This is a genomic window from Leisingera caerulea DSM 24564 (assembly GCF_000473325.1).
In the GTDB taxonomy this organism is placed as follows: domain Bacteria; phylum Pseudomonadota; class Alphaproteobacteria; order Rhodobacterales; family Rhodobacteraceae; genus Leisingera; species Leisingera caerulea.
The window spans coordinates 3352973-3373472 of the sequence record NZ_KI421513.1; the positions used below are offsets into that span (position 1 = coordinate 3352973).

At 63.8% G+C, this 20500-nt stretch carries 17 protein-coding genes and 1 tRNA gene; 12 read left to right on the forward strand and 6 right to left on the reverse strand.

Annotated elements, in window-relative coordinates; all coding sequences use genetic code 11:
* Window positions 1-5: 5 nt before the first annotated feature.
* Complete coding sequence (locus CAER_RS0123570) at window positions 6-869, forward strand: acyl-CoA thioesterase (protein WP_027237679.1); 864 nt, start codon at window positions 6-8, stop codon at window positions 867-869.
* A gap of 328 nt (window positions 870-1197) precedes the next feature.
* Here the strand turns inward: CAER_RS0123570 and CAER_RS0123575 are convergent, their stop codons facing one another.
* The 5 genes from CAER_RS0123575 to pdxH form a co-directional block, all read right to left on the reverse strand.
* Window positions 1198-4842, reverse strand: coding sequence for a vitamin B12-dependent ribonucleotide reductase (locus CAER_RS0123575; protein ID WP_027237680.1), 3645 nt, complete (start codon window positions 4840-4842; stop codon window positions 1198-1200).
* Between the two features lie 724 nt (window positions 4843-5566).
* Window positions 5567-5643 (reverse strand) — tRNA-Pro (locus tag CAER_RS0123580).
* Between the two features lie 43 nt (window positions 5644-5686).
* Window positions 5687-6163, reverse strand: a complete 477-nt coding sequence (locus CAER_RS0123585; protein ID WP_036797559.1) for a DUF192 domain-containing protein — start codon at window positions 6161-6163, stop codon at window positions 5687-5689.
* A 4-nt stretch (window positions 6164-6167) separates the two neighbouring features.
* Window positions 6168-6707: a cold-shock protein gene (locus CAER_RS0123590; RefSeq protein WP_027237682.1), complete on the reverse strand. Its 540-nt coding sequence runs from the start codon at window positions 6705-6707 to the stop codon at window positions 6168-6170.
* A 133-nt stretch (window positions 6708-6840) separates the two neighbouring features.
* Window positions 6841-7446: a pyridoxamine 5'-phosphate oxidase gene (gene pdxH, locus CAER_RS0123595; RefSeq protein WP_027237683.1), complete on the reverse strand. Its 606-nt coding sequence runs from the start codon at window positions 7444-7446 to the stop codon at window positions 6841-6843.
* A gap of 134 nt (window positions 7447-7580) precedes the next feature.
* Between pdxH and fabI the strand changes: the two genes are divergently transcribed.
* From fabI to trpE, 5 genes are all read left to right on the forward strand, one after another.
* Window positions 7581-8384, forward strand: coding sequence for an enoyl-ACP reductase FabI (fabI, locus tag CAER_RS0123600; protein ID WP_027237684.1), 804 nt, complete (start codon window positions 7581-7583; stop codon window positions 8382-8384).
* Between the two features lie 70 nt (window positions 8385-8454).
* Window positions 8455-8958, forward strand: coding sequence for a xanthine phosphoribosyltransferase (gene gpt, locus CAER_RS0123605; protein ID WP_027237685.1), 504 nt, complete (start codon window positions 8455-8457; stop codon window positions 8956-8958).
* A gap of 167 nt (window positions 8959-9125) precedes the next feature.
* The gene (locus tag CAER_RS0123610; protein WP_027237686.1) at window positions 9126-10301 is read left to right on the forward strand and encodes an aminotransferase; all 1176 of its coding nucleotides are present in this window, start codon (window positions 9126-9128) and stop codon (window positions 10299-10301) included.
* Between the two features lie 118 nt (window positions 10302-10419).
* Window positions 10420-12261, forward strand: coding sequence for a peptidyl-prolyl cis-trans isomerase (locus CAER_RS0123615; protein WP_027237687.1), 1842 nt, complete (start codon window positions 10420-10422; stop codon window positions 12259-12261).
* Between the two features lie 15 nt (window positions 12262-12276).
* Window positions 12277-13788 carry an anthranilate synthase component I gene (trpE, locus tag CAER_RS0123620; RefSeq protein ID WP_027237688.1) on the forward strand — a complete coding sequence of 504 codons (1512 nt, stop codon included), beginning with the start codon at window positions 12277-12279 and terminating at the stop codon, window positions 13786-13788.
* 70 nt (window positions 13789-13858) lie between these two features.
* Here the strand turns inward: trpE and CAER_RS0123625 are convergent, their stop codons facing one another.
* Window positions 13859-15451, reverse strand: a complete 1593-nt coding sequence (locus CAER_RS0123625) for a divergent polysaccharide deacteylase family protein (RefSeq protein ID WP_027237689.1) — start codon at window positions 15449-15451, stop codon at window positions 13859-13861.
* Window positions 15452-15642: 191 nt separating this feature from the next.
* On the opposite strand from CAER_RS0123625, the gene CAER_RS0123630 reads away from it, so the two are divergent.
* Genes CAER_RS0123630 through CAER_RS0123655 form a run of 6 tightly spaced genes read left to right on the forward strand, consistent with a single transcriptional unit; the run spans window position 15643 to window position 20373 of the window.
* Window positions 15643-16224 carry an anthranilate synthase component II gene (locus tag CAER_RS0123630; protein ID WP_027237690.1) on the forward strand — a complete coding sequence of 194 codons (582 nt, stop codon included), beginning with the start codon at window positions 15643-15645 and terminating at the stop codon, window positions 16222-16224.
* The gene (trpD, locus tag CAER_RS0123635) at window positions 16221-17240 is read left to right on the forward strand and encodes an anthranilate phosphoribosyltransferase (protein WP_027237691.1); all 1020 of its coding nucleotides are present in this window, start codon (window positions 16221-16223) and stop codon (window positions 17238-17240) included. The genes CAER_RS0123630 and trpD overlap by 4 nt, the downstream gene beginning before the upstream one ends.
* Window positions 17237-17890, forward strand: coding sequence for a uracil-DNA glycosylase (locus CAER_RS0123640; protein ID WP_027237692.1), 654 nt, complete (start codon window positions 17237-17239; stop codon window positions 17888-17890). Before trpD ends, CAER_RS0123640 begins: the two co-directional genes overlap by 4 nt.
* Before the next feature lie 14 nt (window positions 17891-17904).
* Window positions 17905-18717: an indole-3-glycerol phosphate synthase TrpC gene (trpC, locus tag CAER_RS0123645; protein WP_027237693.1), complete on the forward strand. Its 813-nt coding sequence runs from the start codon at window positions 17905-17907 to the stop codon at window positions 18715-18717.
* A 12-nt stretch (window positions 18718-18729) separates the two neighbouring features.
* Window positions 18730-19200, forward strand: coding sequence for a cyclic pyranopterin monophosphate synthase MoaC (moaC, locus tag CAER_RS0123650; protein ID WP_027237694.1), 471 nt, complete (start codon window positions 18730-18732; stop codon window positions 19198-19200).
* Window positions 19201-20373, forward strand: coding sequence for a molybdopterin molybdotransferase MoeA (locus tag CAER_RS0123655; protein WP_027237695.1), 1173 nt, complete (start codon window positions 19201-19203; stop codon window positions 20371-20373).
* Window positions 20374-20500 lie beyond the last annotated feature (127 nt).

Genomic DNA, 20500 nt, shown 5'->3' on the forward strand with positions numbered 1-20500 from the left:
TTCTTATGACCGATACCGCCAAGGTGCTTCTCGATCTGCTGGATCTGGAGACATTGGACACCAATCTTTACCGCGGCTCCGGGTCCGGCGGTGAAACCCCGCTGCGCATCTACGGCGGTCAGGTGATCGCGCAGGCGCTGGCGGCGGCTTATGCGTCTGTTTCCGGACGGTTGTGCCATTCGCTTCATGCGTATTTCATCCGCCCGGGCGATCCATCCAGGCCGGTCATTTATGAGGTCGATCCGGCCCGCGATGGCCGCAGTTTCACGACCCGCCGGGTTGTCGCGATGCAGAACGGCAAGCAGATCCTGAACCTGGCGGCGTCATTCCATGCCCAGGAAGACGGCTGGCAGCACCAGCATCCGATGCCGGAGGTTACCGGGCCCGAGGGCTTGGAGCCGCGCCACGAGATCCTGCTGCGCAATGCATTCCGGGTGGACCCGGCCAAGCGCGGCGAGTTCACGCGGCCGCGGCCGTTTGAGATCCGCGAGGTCGCGCCGCGCGATCCGCTGGCGCCCGAAGAAACCAGTGACGTCAACCATATGTGGATCCGAATGGAGGCCGCCAAAGACGCCGGACCGGAACTGCAGCATATCCTGATGGCCTATGCGTCGGACTTTGGTCTGCTGGGGTCGTCGATGCGGCCGCACGGGCTGACATTTCACAAACCCGGCGCCATGACCGCCAGCCTGGACCACGCCATGTGGTTCCACGCGCCGGTGCATTTTGAGAACTGGCATCTTTACACCATGGACGCGCCATTCACCGGCAACGGCCGCGGTTTCAACCGGGGTGCCATTTATACAGAGGACGGCCAACTCGTTGCCAGCGTTGCGCAGGAAGGCTTGCTTCGACCGCTAAAACAGTGATCTTGCAACGGCTTAGGGCGATACTTTAGCCTCTGGGCTGCGTAACGCACATCCGCAATTAACATAATTCTGATTATAAGACACGCATACGGCTCACATCCGCCTTCTGCATCAGGCAAAGAAAAAGGCTTCCTCTGCGACAGAGGAAGCCAGTTATCACCGGTCAGGCTCCTTCATTGACTGCCCGAAAGTATTTTCTTACCTGGGCCATCCCGGTGTTCAGAACGGGCGCACCCGTTCCTGATCCTGTGCACAGCAGGTTCGTCCTGCTTGCGGTTACTTGTTTGCGGCGCCGTCGGGGGTATGCCGGCGCCGCAGGCAGAGGTCCTCAGCTGCAGCCGGAGGTGCCCCCGCAGGTGTTGCATTTCATGCAGGTGCCGTTGCGCACCAGCGTGTAGTTGCCGCATTCGCCGCAGGCTTCGCCCTCGTAGCCTTGCATTTTTGCCTTGGTGCGTGCGTCCATGCCGCCAGTGGTTTGCGCCGGTGCGTCCGTGGTCTCCGGTACCAGTGACTGCAGCGCGGCAACCGGATCAGCTCCGGTGCCCACGGTGCCGGTTTCGGTCTGGCCGCCCTGCAGCACCACCAGTTCCTGCGGCAACCGCTTGCGCAGATAGCCGGTCGAGGAAATCTGCTTCAGCACCTCCAGCGACCGCGATGCGGCGCTTTCGCTCAGCTCCGTAACGTTGGAGACGCCTTCTTCCTCACCGCGGCCCAGATCGTCAAAGGTCGCGCCCTCGGGCTTAACATGCGCCAGATCGGTGCGGTCCAGATAGCTGACCGCCAGCTCGCGGAACACGTAGTCGAGGATCGAGGTTGCGTTCTTGATCGAGTCGTTGCCCTGGACCATGCCAGCGGGTTCGAACTTGGTGAAGGTGAAGGCGTCGACAAATTCCTCCAGCGGCACGCCGTACTGCAGGCCGACCGACACCGCGATGGCAAAGTTGTTCATCATTGCCCGGAAGCCCGCGCCTTCCTTGTGCATGTCGATGAAGATTTCGCCCAGGGTGCCGTCGGAATACTCGCCGGTGCGCAGGTACACCTTGTGGCCGCCGACAACCGCCTTCTGGGTATAGCCCTTGCGGCGCTGCGGCATCTTCTCGCGGTGGCTGCGGACCAGTTCCTTGACCACAACTTTCTCGACGATCTTCTCCGCCAGAACCGCGGCCTTTTCCTGGGTCGAACCGCTTTCCAGAATCTCCGCCGCGTCGTCGTCATCCTCGACTAGTGCCGCCGCCAGCGGCTGGCTCAGCTTGGAGCCGTCGCGGTACAGTGCGTTGGCCTTCACCCCCAGGCTCCAGCTCAGCTCATAAGCCTTCTGGCAGTCCTCGATGGTGGCCGAATTCGGCATATTGATGGTCTTGGAAATCGCACCGGAGATAAAGCTCTGGGCTGCCGCCATCATGTAAATGTGGCTATCAACACTCAGGAAACGCTTACCTTTTTTGCCGCACGGGTTCGCGCAGTCAAAGATGGCGTAATGCTCTTCCTTCAGATGCGGCGCGCCTTCCAGGGTCATGGTGCCGCAGACATGGTCATTGGCCGCGTCGATGTCCGCCTTGGTGAATCCCAGATGGCGCAGCAGGTCGAAGGTCGGATCGTTCAGCTTGGGCGCCGGGATGCCCAGCACGCCGGTGCAGAAATCTTCGCCCAGGGTCCACTGGTTGAAGACAAAGCGGATGTCAAAGGCCGATTCCAGCGCCGCGTCCACCTTGGCGAGCTCATTGGGGCCAAAGCCGTGACCGGCCAGCGACGTGTGGTTAATGCCCGGGGCATTGCCGATGGAGCCGTGGCCCACCGCATAGGAGACAATCTCCTCAATCTGGGCAGAGCTGTAGCCAAGCCCCTCCAGCGCCGACGGCACCGAGCGGTTGATGATCTTGAAATAACCGCCGCCCGCCAGCTTCTTGAACTTCACCAGGGCAAAGTCCGGCTCGATCCCGGTGGTGTCGCAGTCCATCACCAGGCCGATGGTGCCGGTCGGTGCAATCACCGTGGTCTGCGCGTTGCGGTAGCCGTGCTTCTGACCCAGCTCCAGCGCCTCGTCCCAGGCGCTTGCGGCCAGATCGGTCAGCAGCGCATCCGGGCAGTTTGCGATGTCCAGCGGCACCGGTGTGACCGACAGTGCTTCATAACCCTCGGTGTTGCCCTTTGCAGCGTTGCGATGGTTGCGGATCACCCGCAGCATATGGTCTGCGTTTTTCGCATAGCCCGGGAAGGCACCCAGTTCCGAGGCAATCTCGGCCGAGGTGGCATAGGCAACACCGGTCATCAGCGCGGTCAGCGCACCGCAAAGCGCCCTGCCCTCATCCGAGTCGTAACCGTAGCCCATGTTCATCAGCAGCCCGCCGATGTTGGCATAACCCAGGCCCAAGGTGCGGAAGTCATAGGAGCGCTGCGCGATTTCCTTGGACGGGAACTGCGCCATCATCACCGAGATTTCCAGCGTCAGCGTCCACAGGCGGCAGGAATGCATGAAATCATCCGCCTGGAACAGCCCGTCTTTCAGGAAGCTCAACAGGTTCAGCGACGCCAGGTTGCAGGCGGTGTCGTCCAGGAACATGTATTCCGAACAAGGGTTTGAACCGCGAATCTCACCGTCTTCCGGGCAGGTATGCCATTCGTTGACGGTGTCGTGGAACTGGATGCCCGGATCGGCGCAGGCCCAAGCCGCATGGCCGACCTTCTCCCACAGGTCGCGGGCCTTGACGGTTTTGGCGACCTTGCCGTCGGTGCGGTTGATCAGCTGCCAGTCGGCGTCCTTTTCCACCGCGTGCAGGAAGGCGTTGGTCACCCGGATCGAGTTGTTGGAGTTCTGCCCGGAGACAGAGCTGTAGGCCTCAGAGTCCCAGTCGGTGTCATAGGTCGGGAACTCGATCGAGGTGTGGCCCTGCTTGGCGTAATCCAGCACCCGCTTGATGTAGGTTTCCGGGATCGCCACCTTCTTGGCTTGGCGGATGGCCGATTTCAGCCCGCCGTTGACCGCCGGGTCATAGGCGTCAGCCTCTGCCCCGTCCCAGCTGCGGATTGCCTCAAAAAGACCGTTCAGCATCTTTTCGTGCATCTTGGAGCCGGCCACGATCGAGGCAACCTTCTGCTCTTCGATCACCTTCCACTGGATGAAGTCTTCGATATCCGGGTGATCGGCGTCGACGATCACCATTTTTGCTGCCCGACGGGTTGTGCCGCCTGATTTGATGGCGCCCGCCGCGCGGTCGCCGATTTTGAGGAAACCCATCAGGCCCGAGGATTTGCCGCCGCCCGACAGCGGCTCGCCTTCGGCGCGCAGATGGGAGAAATTGGTGCCGGTGCCGGAGCCGTATTTGAACAGCCGCGCCTCGCGCACCCACAGATCCATGATGCCGCCGTCCTTGACCAGATCGTCCGAGACAGACTGGATGAAGCAGGCATGCGGCTGCGGGTGCTCATAAGCGCTGTCCGATTTGGTCAGCTTGCCGGTCTTGTAATCGACATAGTGATGGCCCTGCGCCGGGCCGTCGATGCCATAGGCCCAGTGCAGGCCGGTGTTGAACCACTGGGGCGAGTTCGGCGCCGAGCGCTGGGTCGCCAGCATATAGCGCATCTCGTCGTAATAGGCGCGCGCGTCCTCCTCGGAGGAGAAATAGCCGCCCTTCCAGCCCCAATAGGCCCAGGCGCCCGCCAAACGGTCGAACACCTGCTTGGAGGAGGATTCACCGCCCAGCTCCGCGCCCTTTTCCGGGACCGAACGCCACAGGAATTCCGGCACGCCCTTTTCGCGGACCTTCTTCAGGCGGGACGGCACGCCGGCCTTGCGGAAGTACTTTTGCGCGATGACGTCGCTGGCCACCTGGCTCCAGGACGCGGGGATTTCGATGTTGTCGAGACGGAAAACGATGGTCCCGTCCGGGTTGCGGATTTCCGACGTGGCCGAGACAAAGGCCAGATCGGCATAGGCATCCTGTCCGGGTTTGGTGAATTTCCGTTCGATCTTCATGCTTTGCCCCTTCTCAAGCACTCGTCGTTCATGTGTCGCGGTGCCCCCGCACCATCCAGCCCCGGCTGCAGAACACACGAACAATCCTGCGTCCGCCGCATTTGGCGCACCCGAGGCCCTCGCCGGCCATTCTCCCAGGACTGTGTGCTGTTTTTCAGCGTTGTTGCTGCGGCTCTGAAACCCACCAGATTTAGTGCCACCACAACCGGTGAACACAATTTGGCGTATTCTGACACAAGGGGTCAACGTAAAATTTACGTCTTGGAAAGGATCTTTGCTGTTGACGCTTTCTGCGGTTTGCAGGGTCCGGCGAACCGCTTCGATTCATCCACAGGCCGTCTCTGTTTCTGCTGCGTCAGGCGGTCTTTGGAGGACCCCGAATTTCTATTGTCAGGCGAGTGACTTGCCGACTTGAAAGCGAAACCTGGCACCCGGGAATGCCGGGCTGTGACAGGATTCCGTCAACATATGCGGGGATGGAAACGCCGAAGGGCGTTAACGGTTGGATTACCGTGCGGTAACGCCGCTACCCCAGCGGCACCTGCGCCGCAATTAACCTTTTGATGCGCCTCCGCGACAAGTCATTAAAGAAGCCTTAACAGAGTGTTAAGAAAGCATTAACACCATAGATTGCATCAATGGAAAATCGCTCGCGCAATGCGAGAAACGATTCTCGCAGCAGTGCCTGATCAGCAAAGAGCCACCGCGAGTTATGAGAGTGGAGTGGTCGGGGCGGCGAGATTCGAACTCACGACCCCCTGTACCCAAAACAGGTGCGCTACCAGACTGCGCCACGCCCCGGACCGTGCGCCTTCCTATCTCCGGCGGATGGATTTGAAAACCCCTAACAGGGCCAAACTGCGCCACTGCGCGAAAAAATTTGGTGCCGCATCTGAGTGCCCGCCGAAATGCCGTAACGGCGGGCCAGCCCGCCGTTTATTTCCAGCACCGCAAACACCCGGTTGCCGCCGGGGATCGGGGTCAGATCCCCAGGCACAGCGTTTTCGTGAACCGATGTCACCCGGCCCAGCTCATCCAGGAATATGATGTCCAAGGGGATAAGTGTGTTTTTCATCCAGAAGGCGGCCGGCTGGGGCTGATCGTACACAAACAGCATCCCTGCCCCGCGCGGCAGCTCCTCGCGGAACATAAGGCCCTGCGCCCGTTCTGCTTCGCTGTCGGCGATTTCCACCTCAAATGCGGCCTGCCCCCAGGCACCGCGCAGGTCGACCCGGTCCGGCGCGCAGTCCGCTGCCAGGGCCGGGGCGGCCCAAAAGGTCAAGGCGGCGCACCAGCTCAGCGGAACCAGGCGCCGTTCCATTGTATCAGTCCGTGCCGCCGGACATCAGCGCGGCTTCCCAGGCCAGCACTTCCACCGCCATGCGGCCGCGTTTGCCGTCGATCACCCGCATCGCCAGCGCTTCGCCGGGCTGCAGGTCGGCAAGCCCGGACTGGCGCAGAACCTCTACGTGCAGGAAAACATCCTCGCCGCGGCCAAAGACATTGGCAAAGCCGAACCCCTTGCCCTTGTCGAACCATTTGACCCGCGCCGGCTCCAGCGGCTCGCTCTGCAGGCTGTCCATGTCCAGCTCGGCAAAATCGCTCAGCACCGGGGTGTCGTCGCGTTCCGGCGGCATGATCGACAGCACTTCCACCGCCTGCACACCGCGGTCGGTCTGATGCGTCACAATCTCGATCCGGGCCCCGTCCGCAACAGAGCTTTGGCCGAAATTACGCAGCACATTAACGTGGAGAAGAATGTCCGGGCCGCCCTCGTCAGATACGACAAAGCCGTACCCTTTGGCCGGGTCGAACCACTTCACCAGCCCCTGGACCTGCTGCAAGCTGCTGAGATCTTCTGCCACTTAAATCACCCACCGCGTTTTCTTATTTTTGATGAAGCTCTGATGCGCGATTCTGACCTTGGATTTCAAGCTAAAAAGTCTGGAAATTGTCATGAAACTGCTATTGACCCTAGGTAAACCTTAACCATTTCCGTCACGGGTTCAGCCGCAGAATTTCCCATTCTGCGGTGCCCTCTTTGCGGCGCCAGCGGAACCGGTCATGCAGCCGGAATGCGCCGTCAGCCCAGAATTCGATCTCCACCGGCGTCAGCCGGTAACCGCCCCAAAACGGCGGCCGCGGCGGGTTCGGGCCTTTTGCGGCCGTCACTTTCGCCACCTCCGCCATCAGCGCGCCGCGGCTTTCCAGCGGCTGCGACTGCTTCGAGGCCCAGGCACCCAGCCGGCTTTTGAGCGAGCGGGACCTGTAATATTCGTCGGCCTGCGGCCCGTCTTCGCGGGTGATGCTGCCGCGCACGCGGATCTGGCGGCGCAAGGATTTCCAGTGCATCACAAATGCAGCCTTGCCGGCCTGATCCAGTTCTTGCGCCTTTGCGCTTTCGTAATTGGTATAGAACACAAACGCGCTGTCCTCAATTTCCTTCAGCAGCACCATCCGGCTGTTCGGCAGCCCCGTTTCATCCACAGTTGCCAGCGCGATGGCATTGGGATCATTCGGTTCGGCTTGCTCCGCCTCAGCCAGCCAGGCGCGGGCAATGGCAAACGGATCCTCGCCCGCGAAAATACCGGAACGGTCGGACATTCATGCACCTCATCATGGGGTTTCACTGCAACCTATGCAGCTTCCCGGCCATCGGCAAGGGCGTGCACTCTTGAAGCGGCCCGCGCGGCATACTAAACACCGTCTAATTCACAGATCACAGGCGGAGAACCTGCATGTCTAGTCAACTGATGGCCGGTAAGCGCGGCCTCATCATGGGCCTGGCCAACGACAAATCCATTGCTTGGGGGATTGCCAAGGCCTGCGCCGATGCCGGCGCCGAGCTTGCCTTTTCCTATCAGGGCGAGGCGCTGAAAAAGCGGGTCGGCCCGCTGGCCGAACAGCTGGGCAGCGATATCGTCCTGCCGTGCGACGTCTCGGACGAGGCCTCGATCGACGGTTTGTTCGCCGAGCTGGAGGCCAAATGGGGCAAGCTGGACTTTGTTGTTCACGCCATCGGCTTTTCCGACAAGAACGAACTGCGCGGCCGCTATGTCGATACCAGCCGCAGCAATTTCCAGATGACCATGGACATCTCGGTCTTTTCCTTCACGGCGGTTGCAAAACGCGCCGAAAAACTGATGGGCGAAGGCGGCTCGCTGCTGACCCTCACCTATTACGGCGCTGAGCAGGTGATGCCCCATTATAACGTGATGGGTGTCGCCAAGGCCGCGCTGGAGGCCTCCGTCAAATACCTGGCCGAGGATCTGGGCAAGGACGGCATCCGCGTCAACGCGATCTCCGCCGGGCCGATCAAGACGCTGGCCGCTTCCGGCATCGGCGATTTCCGCTACATCATGAAGTGGAACGAATACAACTCGCCGCTGCGCCGCAATGTGACCATCGGCGATGTCGGCAACTCGGCGCTTTACCTGCTCTCCGACCTCAGCTCCGGCGTGACCGGCGAGAACCTGCATGTCGATGCCGGCTACCACGTGGTGGGCATGAAGGCGGTGGATGCACCGGACATTTCGAAGTAAAAACGTATACCGGGCCCGGGCTGCTGCCGGGCGCCGGCAAGCTGACGCGATCTCGCGGGGAGCAAGAAATATGACTGACCGTTTGCCGCACGAAAAAGGCTTTCACATCAGCTGGGACCAGATCCACCGCGACAGCCGCGCGCTGGCCTGGCGCCTGGACGGGCAAGGCCCCGGCAACGGCACCTGGCGTGCTGTGGTGGCGATCACCCGCGGCGGCATGGCGCCGGCCATGATCGTCAGCCGCGAGCTGGATATCCGCACCGTCGACACCATCTCCGTCCGGTCCTACCACCACCAGGCCCAGGGCGAGGCCGAGGTGCTGAAAGCGCCCGATGCCGATCTGATGGGCGACGGCGAGGGCGTGCTGATCATTGACGACCTGGTCGACAGCGGTAAAACCCTGGAACTAGTGCGCGAAATGTATCCCAAGGCGCATTTCGCCACCGTCTATGCCAAGCCCAAAGGCCGGCCGATGGTGGACACCTTCATCACCGAGGTGAGCCAGGACACCTGGATTTTCTTCCCCTGGGACATGGCCCTGCAATATGTGGAGCCCTACCGCGGCAAGGACTGACCCGGACCCGGCAGCAAGATCGGAAAGGCGCGCGTGACAGCGCGCCTTTTTCTTTGGCCGGACCCGGGCCGCCCGTTACCGCTTGAGCTGTCTATGCCGCCGTGCCAGACATAGGCCGGCGCCCGGTCCGGTGCGCCCGCCACCTCAGCCGCAGCCCGGAGCCGCTCATGCCCCTGCCCCGTACCCAAGCCACCTTTGTCTCGCCCATCGTCGAATCGCGCCGCTGGGTGGCGGGGGCCGCGTTTCCGCCGGACCGCCCGCTCTTGAACGTGAGCCAGGCCGCCCCGGCCGAGGCCCCGCCCGAGGGGCTGCGCCAGGCGCTGGCCGATGCCGCGCTGAACGACGTTTCTGCCCATCTTTACGGCCCGGTGCTGGGCAATGAGCCGCTGCGCCGGGCGCTGGCGCGGCAGATCTCAGGCCACTACCAGGCGGATGTGCGCCCGGAGCAGGTCGCCATCACCTCCGGCTGCAACCAGGCTTTTGCCGCCGCCATCGCCGCGCTTTGCGGTGAAGGGGATGAGGTGATCCTTCCGGTCCCTTGGTACTTCAACCATAAAATGTGGCTGGACATGGCGGGCGTCACCGCGGTGCCGCTGCATGTTGGCGAAGGCATGCTGCCGGACCTCGCGGCGGCCGAAGCGCTGATCACGGACCGCACCCGCGCTATCGTGCTGGTGACCCCCAACAACCCCTGCGGCGTCGAATACCCCGATGGCCTGGTGCAGGCCTTCTTCCGCCTGGCCCGCGACCGCGGCCTGGCGCTGATCGTGGATGAAACCTACCGCGATTTCGACAGCCGCGAGGGCGCGCCGCACGGGCTGTTCCAGGTGCCGGACTGGGACCGCACGCTGATCCATCTTTACTCCTTCTCCAAGGCCTACCGGCTGACCGGCCACCGGGTCGGCGCCATCGCGGCGTCTGAGGACCGGATGTTCGAAATGGAGAAGTTTCTCGACACCGTCACAATCTGCCCCTCGCAGCTGGGCCAGGCCGGCGCGCTTTGGGGGATCGAACACCTGCAGGACTGGCTCGCGGGTGAACGCGAGGAGATCCTGAGCCGCCGCGCCGCGATCGAAGACGGCTTCCCGGTGCTGGCAGACAAGGGCTGGAAACTGCTCGGATGCGGCGCCTATTTCGCCTATGCCGAGCACCCCTTCGACGCCCCGTCAGAGGAGATCGCTAAACGGCTGGTGGCCGAAGCTTCAATCCTGATGCTGCCGGGGTCCATGTTCATGCCCGCAGGCGACCCGGACGGCGCCCGCCAGTTCCGCATCGCCTTTGCCAATGCCGACCGGGCGGGCATCCGAACGCTGTTTGACCGCCTTGCGCGTTTTGAACCCTGATCATCCGGCAGTTTGATCCGCAACCGTCTTGCCCCTCTGCGGGCAGCCGCGTATTCAGTCAGCGGCATTTCCCGCTGCCAGGCAATCCCTTGCGCAGCAGAACAATAAAGAGGGCATCATGGCCGCAGGCATGAAAAAGCTATCCAAAACCTTTGTCTGGATCCTGATGGGGATGCTGATCGTCGGCCTTGCCGGATTTGGCGCGGTGAATTTCACCAGCTCCTCCTCCTCCGTTGCCCAGGTCGGCGACGAAGAGGTCAGCATCGGCAACTATGTGCGCGAGCTGCAGCGCGAACAGCGCGCCCTGCAGGCACAGACCGGGCAGGCGGTGACCATGGCGCAGATGACCGCCTTTGGCATGGACCGGATGGTTCTGGGGCGGCTGATCTCCCTGGCGGCGCTGGACCACGAATCCAGACAGCTGGGCCTGTCGATCGGCGATGAGAACCTGATCAAGGAACTGTCGGCCATTGATGCGTTTCAGGGAGTGGATGGCGGCTTCGACCGTGACGCCTACCGCTTTGCCCTGCGCAACGCCGGCCTGACCGAGAAGGAATTCGAAGAGGACCTGCGCCGCGAGGCTGCCCGCACGATGGTGCAGAACGCTATTCTGTCCGGTACCAAAATGCCCGAAACCCTGACCCGGACCTTGACTGATTTCATCGGCGCGCGCCGCAGCTTCTCTTACGTGCAGCTCGATGCGGCCGGCATCGCCCTGACGGCCGAGGTTCCTTCTGATGAGGAACTGAAAGCCTTTTACGAGGCCCGCCAGGACCAGTTCATGCTGCCGGAAACCAAGGTCATCACATATGCAGCGCTGCGCCCCGCCATGCTGCTGGATGAGGTCGAGGTAGACGAAACCGCGCTGCAGCAGCTGTTCGAGGACCGCGCCGACCAGTACCAGGTGCCCGAACGCCGCTTGGTGGAGCGCCTGGTTTTTGCCGATAAGGAAGCCGCCGCCAGCGCCAAGGCACAGCTGGAAACCGGCGGTGCCACCTTTGAAAGCCTGGTCGAGTCCCGCGGCCTGACGCTGCCGGATGTCGATATGGGTGACGTCACCATGGGTGATCTCGGCGCAGCCGGCACTGATGTTTTCGCTGCTGAGGTCGGCACCGTGGCCGGCCCCCTGCCCTCCGATCTCGGCCCGGCGCTCTACCGCGTGAATGGCCGCCTCGAAGCACAGATCACCACCTTTGAACAAGCTGAGCCGGAACTGCGCGAAGAGCTCGCCGCCGGCCGCGCCCGCCGCCTTGTCGAGTCGCAGGCCGAAGACATTGACGACATGCTGGCAGGCGGCGCCACCCTTGAGGAGCTGGCCACCGAGAACGGCCTGGAGCTTGTCCAGATCAAGTGGACCGAAGAGGCCAGCGACGGCATTGCCGCCTATGAAGGCTTCCGCGCTGCCGCCGCCGCTGTCACGGCTGAGGATTTTCCGGCCGTGGACTTCCTGACCGACGGCAGCCTGTTTGCCCTGCGGCTGGATGAGGTTCTGCCGGAACGCCCGGAACCCTTTGCTGGGGCCAAGGAGAAGGTCCTGGCCGCCTGGCAGCAGGACCGTCTGGCCAAGGCGCTGAAGGATCAGGGCGAGGACTTGCTGGCGCAGGCTGAACAGGCAGGCAGCTTTGCGGAAGACGCCGAGGTCAAAACCGAAACCGGCCTCACCCGCACCGCCTATATCGACACCGTGCCGGCCGAGCTGGTCACCAGTGTATTCGGCATGGAGGTCGGCGATTTCCGCCTGGTGCAGGACGCGGACTCGGCTGTTGTGGTGCGTCTAGATGCCATTCTGCCGCCGGAGCAGAGCGACGACATGACCCTGCTCACCCAGGCGCTGCAGGCGCAGCTGGACCAATCCCTGGCCGAGGAGCTGTTCCAGGCCTATGTGCAGGACGCCCAGGCCCGCGCCGAACCCCGTGTCGACCAGCAGGCGCTGAATGCAGCGCAAGCGAACTTCCAGTAACCAAGGCAAGCACCCATGGCCCTGACCCCCGATTTCGACACTTTCGCCAAGGCCTATGAGCGCGGCGAAAACCAGGTCGTCTACACCCGCCTTGCCGCCGACCTCGACACGCCGGTGTCGCTGATGCTCAAGCTGACCGGCGCCCAGAAGGACGCCTTCATGCTGGAATCGGTGACCGGCGGCGAGGTGCGCGGGCGATACTCGATCATCGGCATGAAACCGGATCTGGTCTGGCGCTGCCATGGGGAGCAGTCGGCCCTGAACCGCTCGGCGCGGTTTGATGCGGATGACTTCACCCCGCAGGACGGCAACCCGATGGACAACCTGCGGGCGCTGATTGCCGAAAGCAAAATTGACCTGCCCGACGATCTGCCCCAGGCCGCGGCCGGCCTCTTCGGCTACCTCGGCTATGACATGATCCGGCTGGTGGAGCATCTGCCGGACGTGAACCCGGATCCGCTGGGCCTGCCCGACGCGCTGATGCTGCGTCCCTCGGTCATCGCCGTGCTGGACGGGGTCAAGGGCGAGGTCACCGTGGTCTCTCCGGTCTGGTCCAGCGACGGTCAGACCGCCAAGGCGGCCTATGCCCAGGCGGCGGAACGGGTGATGGACGCGGTGCGCGATCTGGAACGCGCCATGCCCGCCGAAAGCCGTGACCTGGGTGACGCGCACGAGGCCGCGCCGCCGGTGTCGAACTTCACCAAGGAAGGCTATATGGCTGCGGTGGAGAAGGCCAAGGACTACATCCGCGCAGGCGATATCTTCCAGGTGGTGCCGGCGCAGCGCTGGACCCAGGACTTCCGCCAGCCGCCCTTCGCGCTCTACCGCTCGCTGCGGCGCACCAACCCGTCACCCTTCATGTTCTACTTCAACTTCGGCGGCTTCCAGGTGGTGGGCGCCTCTCCTGAAATTCTGGTCCGCGTCTTCGGGCAGGAGGTCACCATCCGCCCCATCGCAGGCACACGCCCGCGCGGCGCCACGCCTGAAGAGGACAAGGCGCTCGAGGCCGATCTGCTGGCCGATAAGAAAGAACTGGCGGAGCACCTGATGCTCTTGGACCTGGGCCGCAACGACACCGGCCGGGTGTCCAAGATCGGCACCGTGCGTCCGACTGAAAAGTTCATCATCGAACGCTACAGCCACGTGATGCACATCGTCTCCAACGTCGTGGGCGAGCTGGCAGAGGACAAGGACGCGCTGGATGCCTTCTTTGCCGGCATGCCCGCAGGCACCGTCTCCGGCGCGCCCAAAGTGCGCGCGATGGAAATCATCGACGAGCTGGAACCGGAAAAACGCGGCATCTACGGCGGCGGCGTCGGCTATTTCTCCGCAGGCGGCGACATGGACATGTGCATTGCGCTGCGCACCGCCATCGTCAAGGATCAGAACCTCTATATCCAGGCCGGCGGCGGTGTGGTCTATGACAGCGACCCGGAGGCGGAATATATGGAGACGGTCCATAAATCCAACGCCATCCGCCGCGCCGCGGCTGACGCCGCCCGCTTCACCGGCAGCGGCAACCGGTAACGCCGCCCCAAAGGCCCTCGCGCCGCTTCATCTTTCCGGAAATACTCCTCTTGGAGCCGACGGCGCCCGCTCAGGGGGCGCCGTTTCCTTTTGAAGGCAGCTGTGCCTCCAGGCTCGCCGAGACAGGCGCCAGCGCCACCCGGGCAGCCCGGTCCTGCAGGCCCCAGATCAGCAGCGCCGAGATCGTGTCAGGCCGCAGCCGGCCCAGCATGATCACCGCGCCCTCCTGCCCGGCCCGGAACGCGGCCTGATCCAGAAACCGCCGGATCGCTCTGGGGTTTTGGCCAGCGCCGTCAAAATCGCGGAACACCACGCCGGCGGGCACGCCATCGCGCAGCGCCAGTTTCTGCACCGTGTTCAGGCCGCTGTTCTGCGTCACCAGGCCATAGCCGGCCGAGGCCGCCATTGCCGCCACCTGGTCCGCCAGCGGCCGGTTGCCCTGCACCCCGGTTTCCACTCCTTCGAGAATGGCAACCGCCTCCGGCAGCCTGCTGCGCCAGACTTCCAGCGCCGTCTCCGCGTCCTGCGGCGTGGCAGCGCGCGGCAGGTCCGCCAGCATCAGCACCTCAAACCCGGCCGCCCGGCGCGCCGCCATCTTCGCCGCGGCATCCGGATCGTCAGGGTCGATGGCAAAGCTCAAGGGATAGGGGAACTCCGCCAGTGCCTCGGCGCCCACGGCACCGGCGTCATCAATCAGCACGATCGACATCAGCGGCCGGTCTTCCGGGTTATAGAAAGGTTCGGAGAACGCCACAAACGGCTGCGTGTCCAGCGGCTGCGATCCGGCCAGCGCAATCTCCTGCGCCTCGTCCCGCTCGGTCAGCGGAACCACCGGCGTGCCGATCCGCGGCGCCAGTGCCTCCTGCTGCGGCGCTTCTGTGTCTGGCGCTTCCTCTGCCGGCACAGCGTCATCATCGGCGCTGGCGTCTGGCACGGGCGGCGCCGCACCGATCACCGGCAGCGTGGTCGCCTGCGGCGCCGCGCCGATATCCGGTGCCGATACCGATGCCGTTGCCTGAGTGCCGGGAGACTGCTGAACCGGCGGCAGAGGTGCAGTTTCCTGAGGCGCAGCGGCGGCAGCCGTCTCTTCCCTTTCTGCCGGCTGTTCGGGCTCCGGCGCCGGGTCCGTTGCCGCTATCACAGCGGCCTCGCTGCCGGGCGGCGGCGGTGCCGCCGGCTGGGCCGCCTGCGGCTGGCCTTCAGGGCCGGCGTGTTCCAGTCCCGGTGCCGCCGCAGGTGCAGGGCTGCTGCCCTCCACCGCAGAGGCAGCAAGGCCGACCTCGGGTTTGCCTGCGGGCGCGGTGTCCGCTCCGGCCAAGGCGCTCAGGTCGTCGCTGGCGCCGGTTGCGGCCGGTCCCGCGGGCTGCGCTTCAACCAGATCGGCGTCGCGCCCCTGGCCGTTGCCGGGGACTTCGGCAGTCTCACTGCCGCCATCCGGCATTTGCGGTGCATCGCCAGGCTCGTGCAGAACCGGATCCGGCACGGCACCGGCGGTATCTTCCGCAGGCGGCTGTTCCGCAGGCTGCGGCACAGCCGCGACCGGATCTTCGCCCGGCTGGTCTTCCGGCCCGCTGACCGGCAGCGGCACCGACAAAGACAACATCGCCAGCCCGCCTGCGGCCAGCAAAGCTCCCACACTCACGCCGCCCAGAAATCCACGCATGCCTGTTTCGCCTCTCAATCCGTATTTCCGTGCTGCGCCATTCCGGCCTGCCTGGAGGGAACCTGTTACCGGCCCTCACCCGCATTCGCCTTTCCTGCCCTTGACGCTGCCCCGTATCCCTGAACATGTATGTTCCGACCACTATACTGCGGCGCGCCCCCGGCCCGCCACCCTTAAAAGAGCCCGCTACGATGCTGCTGCTGATCGACAACTACGATTCCTTTACCTACAACCTCGTCCATTATCTGGGCGAGCTGGGCGCGGAAATGGAAGTGCACCGCAACGACGCCATCAATGTGCAGGAAGCGATGGCGATGAGGCCCGCAGGCATCCTGCTGTCGCCGGGCCCTTGCGACCCGGATCAGGCGGGCATCTGCCTGGCACTGACCGAAGCGGCGGCCGAAACCGGCACACCGCTGCTGGGTGTTTGCCTCGGCCACCAGACCATCGGTCAGGCCTTCGGCGGCAAGGTGGTGCGCTGCCACGAAATCGTGCACGGCAAGATGGGCAAGATGCACCACAAGGACACCGGTGTTTTCAAAGGCTTGCCGTCGCCTTTTGAAGCGACGCGCTATCACTCCCTGGTGGTGGAGCGCGACAGCCTGCCGGATTGCCTGGAGATCACCGCAGAGCTGGAAGACGGCACCATCATGGGCCTGCAGCACAAGGAACTGCCGATTCACGGGGTGCAATTCCACCCCGAATCCATCGCCTCCGAGCACGGCCACGCGCTGCTGAAGAACTTCCTCGATGTCATGAAGGTGCCCGCATGAGTGACCGCCTGAAACCGCTCATCGGGGCTGCTGCCGAGCGCGCCCTGACCCGCGAGGAGGCCGAGACCGCCTTTACCCTGCTGTTCGAGGGCGAGGCAACGCCCAGCCAGATGGGCGGCCTGCTGATGGCGATGCGCACCCGCGGCGAAAGCGTCGATGAATACGCTGCCGCCGCCGCGGTAATGCGCGCCAAGTGCAACCCGGTGAAGGCGCCGGCAGGCGCGATGGACATCGTCGGCACCGGCGGCGATGGCAAGAACACCCTCAACATCTCCACCGCGACTGCCTTTGTGGTTGCAGGCGCAGGCGTTGTGGTGGCGAAGCACGGCAACCGCAACCTCAGCTCCAAATCCGGCACCGCCGACATGCAGTCCCAGATGGGAATTAACGTGATGGTCGGCCCGCAAGTGGTTGAAAAGGCGATCAATGAGGCCGGGATCGGTTTCATGATGGCGCCCATGCATCACCCGGCAGTGGCGCATGTGATGCCCACCCGGGCTGAGCTGGGCACCCGCACCATCTTCAATATTCTCGGCCCGCTTACCAACCCGGCCGGCGTCAAACGCCAGCTGACCGGCGCCTTCCGCCGCGAGATGATCCGCCCGATGGCGGAAACGCTTAAAACCTTGGGCTCTGAGCGCGCCTGGCTGGTGCACGGCTCCGACGGCACGGATGAGCTGACCATTACAGGCATCAGCTGGGTTTCCGCGCTTGAGGAAGACGGCAGCATCCGCGACGTGGAACTCCACCCCGAGGACGCGGGGCTGCCGGTGCATTCCTTCGACAAGATCGTCGGCGGCACCCCCGAGGAAAACGCAATGGCCTTCCGCGTGCTGCTTCAGGGCACGCCCTCGGCCTACCGGGACGCGGTGCTTTTGAACGCGGCAGCGGCGCTGGTTGTGGCCGGCAAGGCTGCTGATCTCAGGGAAGGTGTCGCACGTGCCGCCGAATCCATCGACAGCGGTGCCGCCAAAGCCAAGGTCGAGGCCCTGGCCCGCATCACCTCAGCCGCATGACAGATCTGCCTCCAGGGCTGGGCCGCTGGGCCGGCCTGCCGTTTTTCACGGATCACTGGCCCGGGATCGCCGCCGCGCTGAAAGAGGACCCGCGCGACATCCAGCCGCCGGCCCCTCAGCGGTTTGCCGCGCTGGAGCTGACCCAGCCGGAGGCCACCCGCGTGGTGATCCTGGGCCAGGACCCCTATCCGACGCCCGGCCATGCCCATGGTCTCGCCTTCTCGGCAGAACCGGACGTGCGCCCGCTTCCCCGCTCCTTATCCAATATTTACAAGGAGCTGGAGGCGGATCTTGGTGTCTCTCGCCCGAACGGCGACCTGCGCGGCTGGGCCCGCCAGGGGGTGCTCTTGCTGAACACCGCCCTGTCTGTTCCTGCGGGCGAGGCAAACGGCCACAAACACCTCGGCTGGCACCATCTGGTCCATCAGGTGCTGGAGCTGACGTCTGAACGCCCCACCGCATACATTCTCTGGGGCAATGCGGCGCAAAAGCTTGAAAAACATATTAAACCGGGCGATCACCTGATCTTGAAAACCGCCCATCCTTCGCCCCTGTCGGCGCGGCGCGGCTTCTTTGGGTCCCGGCCCTTCTCAAAAGTGAACAATTGGCTCGCCGCCCGCGGTGAAGCCGGCATAGACTGGAACGCATGAACGGAGGCGCTGGTATGACCCAAAACGTGCTGGACAAGATCAAGGCCTACAAGCTCGAGGAAGTGGCCGCCGACAAGGCCGCCAAACCGCTGGAAGCGGTCGAGGCCGAAGCGCGCGAAGCCTCCGCGGTGCGCGGCTTTGCCCAAAGCCTGATGCAGGCCAACCGCGAAGGCTACGGGCTGATCGCAGAGATCAAGAAAGCCAGCCCCTCCAAGGGCCTGATCCGCCCCGATTTTGAACCCGCGGAACTGGCCAAGGCTTACCAGGACGGCGGCGCCGCCTGCCTGTCGGTGCTAACTGACACACCCAGTTTTCAGGGCGCCAAGGAATTCCTGACCCAGGCCCGTAACGCCTGCTCCCTGCCCGCGCTGCGCAAGGATTTCATGTACGACACCTACCAGGTGGCCGAGGCGCGTGCTCTGGGGGCTGACTGCATCCTGATCATCCTGGCCTCCGTCTCCGACGACCAGGCGCAGGAGCTGGAGGAATGCGCCTTTGACTGGGGCATGGATGTGCTCTTGGAGGTGCATGACGCCGAAGAGCTGGAGCGCGCCTGCAACCTGAAATCGCCGCTGATGGGCATCAACAACCGCAATCTCAAAACGTTTGAGACCACGCTGGACACCACCCGCGAACTGTCGCGTATGGTTCCGGCTGACCGCACCATCGTCTGCGAGAGCGGCCTGTCCACGCCCGAGGATCTGGCCGACATGGCCCGCTATGGCGCCCGGACATTCCTGATCGGCGAAAGCCTGATGCGCCAGGACGACGTCGCCGCGGCGACCCGCGCGCTGCTCGCCAATCCGCTGACCCCCGGCATGATGTAAAGGAGGCAGCCGATGAGCCTCACCCATTTCGACACCAAGGGCGACGCCCATATGGTCGACGTCTCGGACAAGGCAGTGACTTCGCGCATCGCCACCGCCGAGGGCCACATCACCATGGCGCCGGAAACCTTTGAAATCATTTCCGAAGGCCGCGCCAAAAAGGGCGATGTTCTGTCGGTGGCCCGTCTGGCCGGCATCATGAGTGCCAAGAAAACGCCGGACCTGATCCCGCTTTGCCATCCGCTGCCGGTGACCAAGGTCGCGGTGGAACTGACGCTGGACCCGGACCTTCCTGGCGTCCGGATCGAAGCCACCGTCAAGACAACCGGCCAGACCGGGGTCGAGATGGAGGCGCTCACCGCCGTCTCCACCGCCGCGCTCACCGTCTATGACATGGCCAAGGCGGCAGACAAGGCGATGCAGATCGGCGGCATTCGCGTCACGCTGAAAGATGGCGGAAAATCAGGCAGGTACGAGGCATAAATGATCTCTGTCAGCGAGGCCCGCGCGCATCTTCTGGCGCTTGTTTCCAAGCTTGAGACCGAAGAGGTTCCCCTGGCTGAGGCCGCAGGCCGGGTGCTGGCAGAAGACATGCAGGCGCGCCGCGACCAGCCGCCGTTCTCCGCCTCCGCCATGGACGGCTATGCCGTCAACGCGGCTGAGGTTGAGATGCACGCCATGTTCAAAGTCATTGGCGAGGCCGCTGCCGGCCACGCCTTTGATGGCCGCGTTGGCGCGGGCCAGGCGGTGCGCATCTTTACCGGCGCCCCGGTGCCCGAAGGCGCAAGTTTTGTTGTGATTCAAGAGGATGTCACCCGTACCGGCAACCTCATCACCATTACCGGTGAGCCTGGCAGCAACCACAACATCCGCCCCCGCGGCGGCGATTTCACCGATGGCGAGACCGTCTCTGCGCCCCGCCTGCTGACAGCTGCCGACGTCGCCCTGCTGGCCGCAATGAACATCCCCAGAGTGCCGGTCACCCGCCGGCCCGAGGTTGCGCTGATCTCCACAGGGGATGAGCTGATGATGCCGGGCGGCACGCCCGGCCCGGACCAGATCATCGCCTCCAACACCTTCGGTCTCAAGGCGATGCTGGAGGGTTTCGGCGCCCGCGCCCGCATTCTGCCGATTGCCCGCGACACCGAAAACTCGCTGCGCACTGCTTTTGAGCTGGCTGAGGGCGCCGATCTTGTGGTGACCATCGGCGGCGCTTCGGTCGGTGATCACGATCTGGTCGGCAAAGTGGCCCAGGACGCCGGCATGGAGCGCAGCTTCTACAAGGTGGCTATGCGGCCCGGCAAACCGCTGATGGCGGGCCGGATGAATTCTGCCGCGATGGTGGGCCTGCCCGGCAACCCGGTGTCGGCCATGGTGTGCGGCCACGTCTTCCTCGCGCCGGTGATCCGCGCGATGCTCGGCCTGCCGGACACCGGCCAGCCGCTGCTAAGCGCTCCGCTGGCAGAGCCGCTTACTGCTAACGGTCCGCGCGAACACTACATGCGGGCCCGTGTTGAGGACGGCAAGATCCGCGCCTTCCCAGATCAGGACAGCTCGCTGCTTACGGTGCTGGCGGGTTCCAATGCCCTGCTGATCCGCCCGCCCGGCGATGGCGCGCACGACGCAGGCGAACCCGTGCAATATCTGCCAATCTGAAACAGCTCCATCTTTGCAAAAACGCCCCCGCGTGTCGGGCGCGCCGCCGGTGCGTTCATTATCTGACACAACCGAAAGCGGCCATGTTGACACAAAACGTGAACATGCGTAGAACAAAAGAAAACAT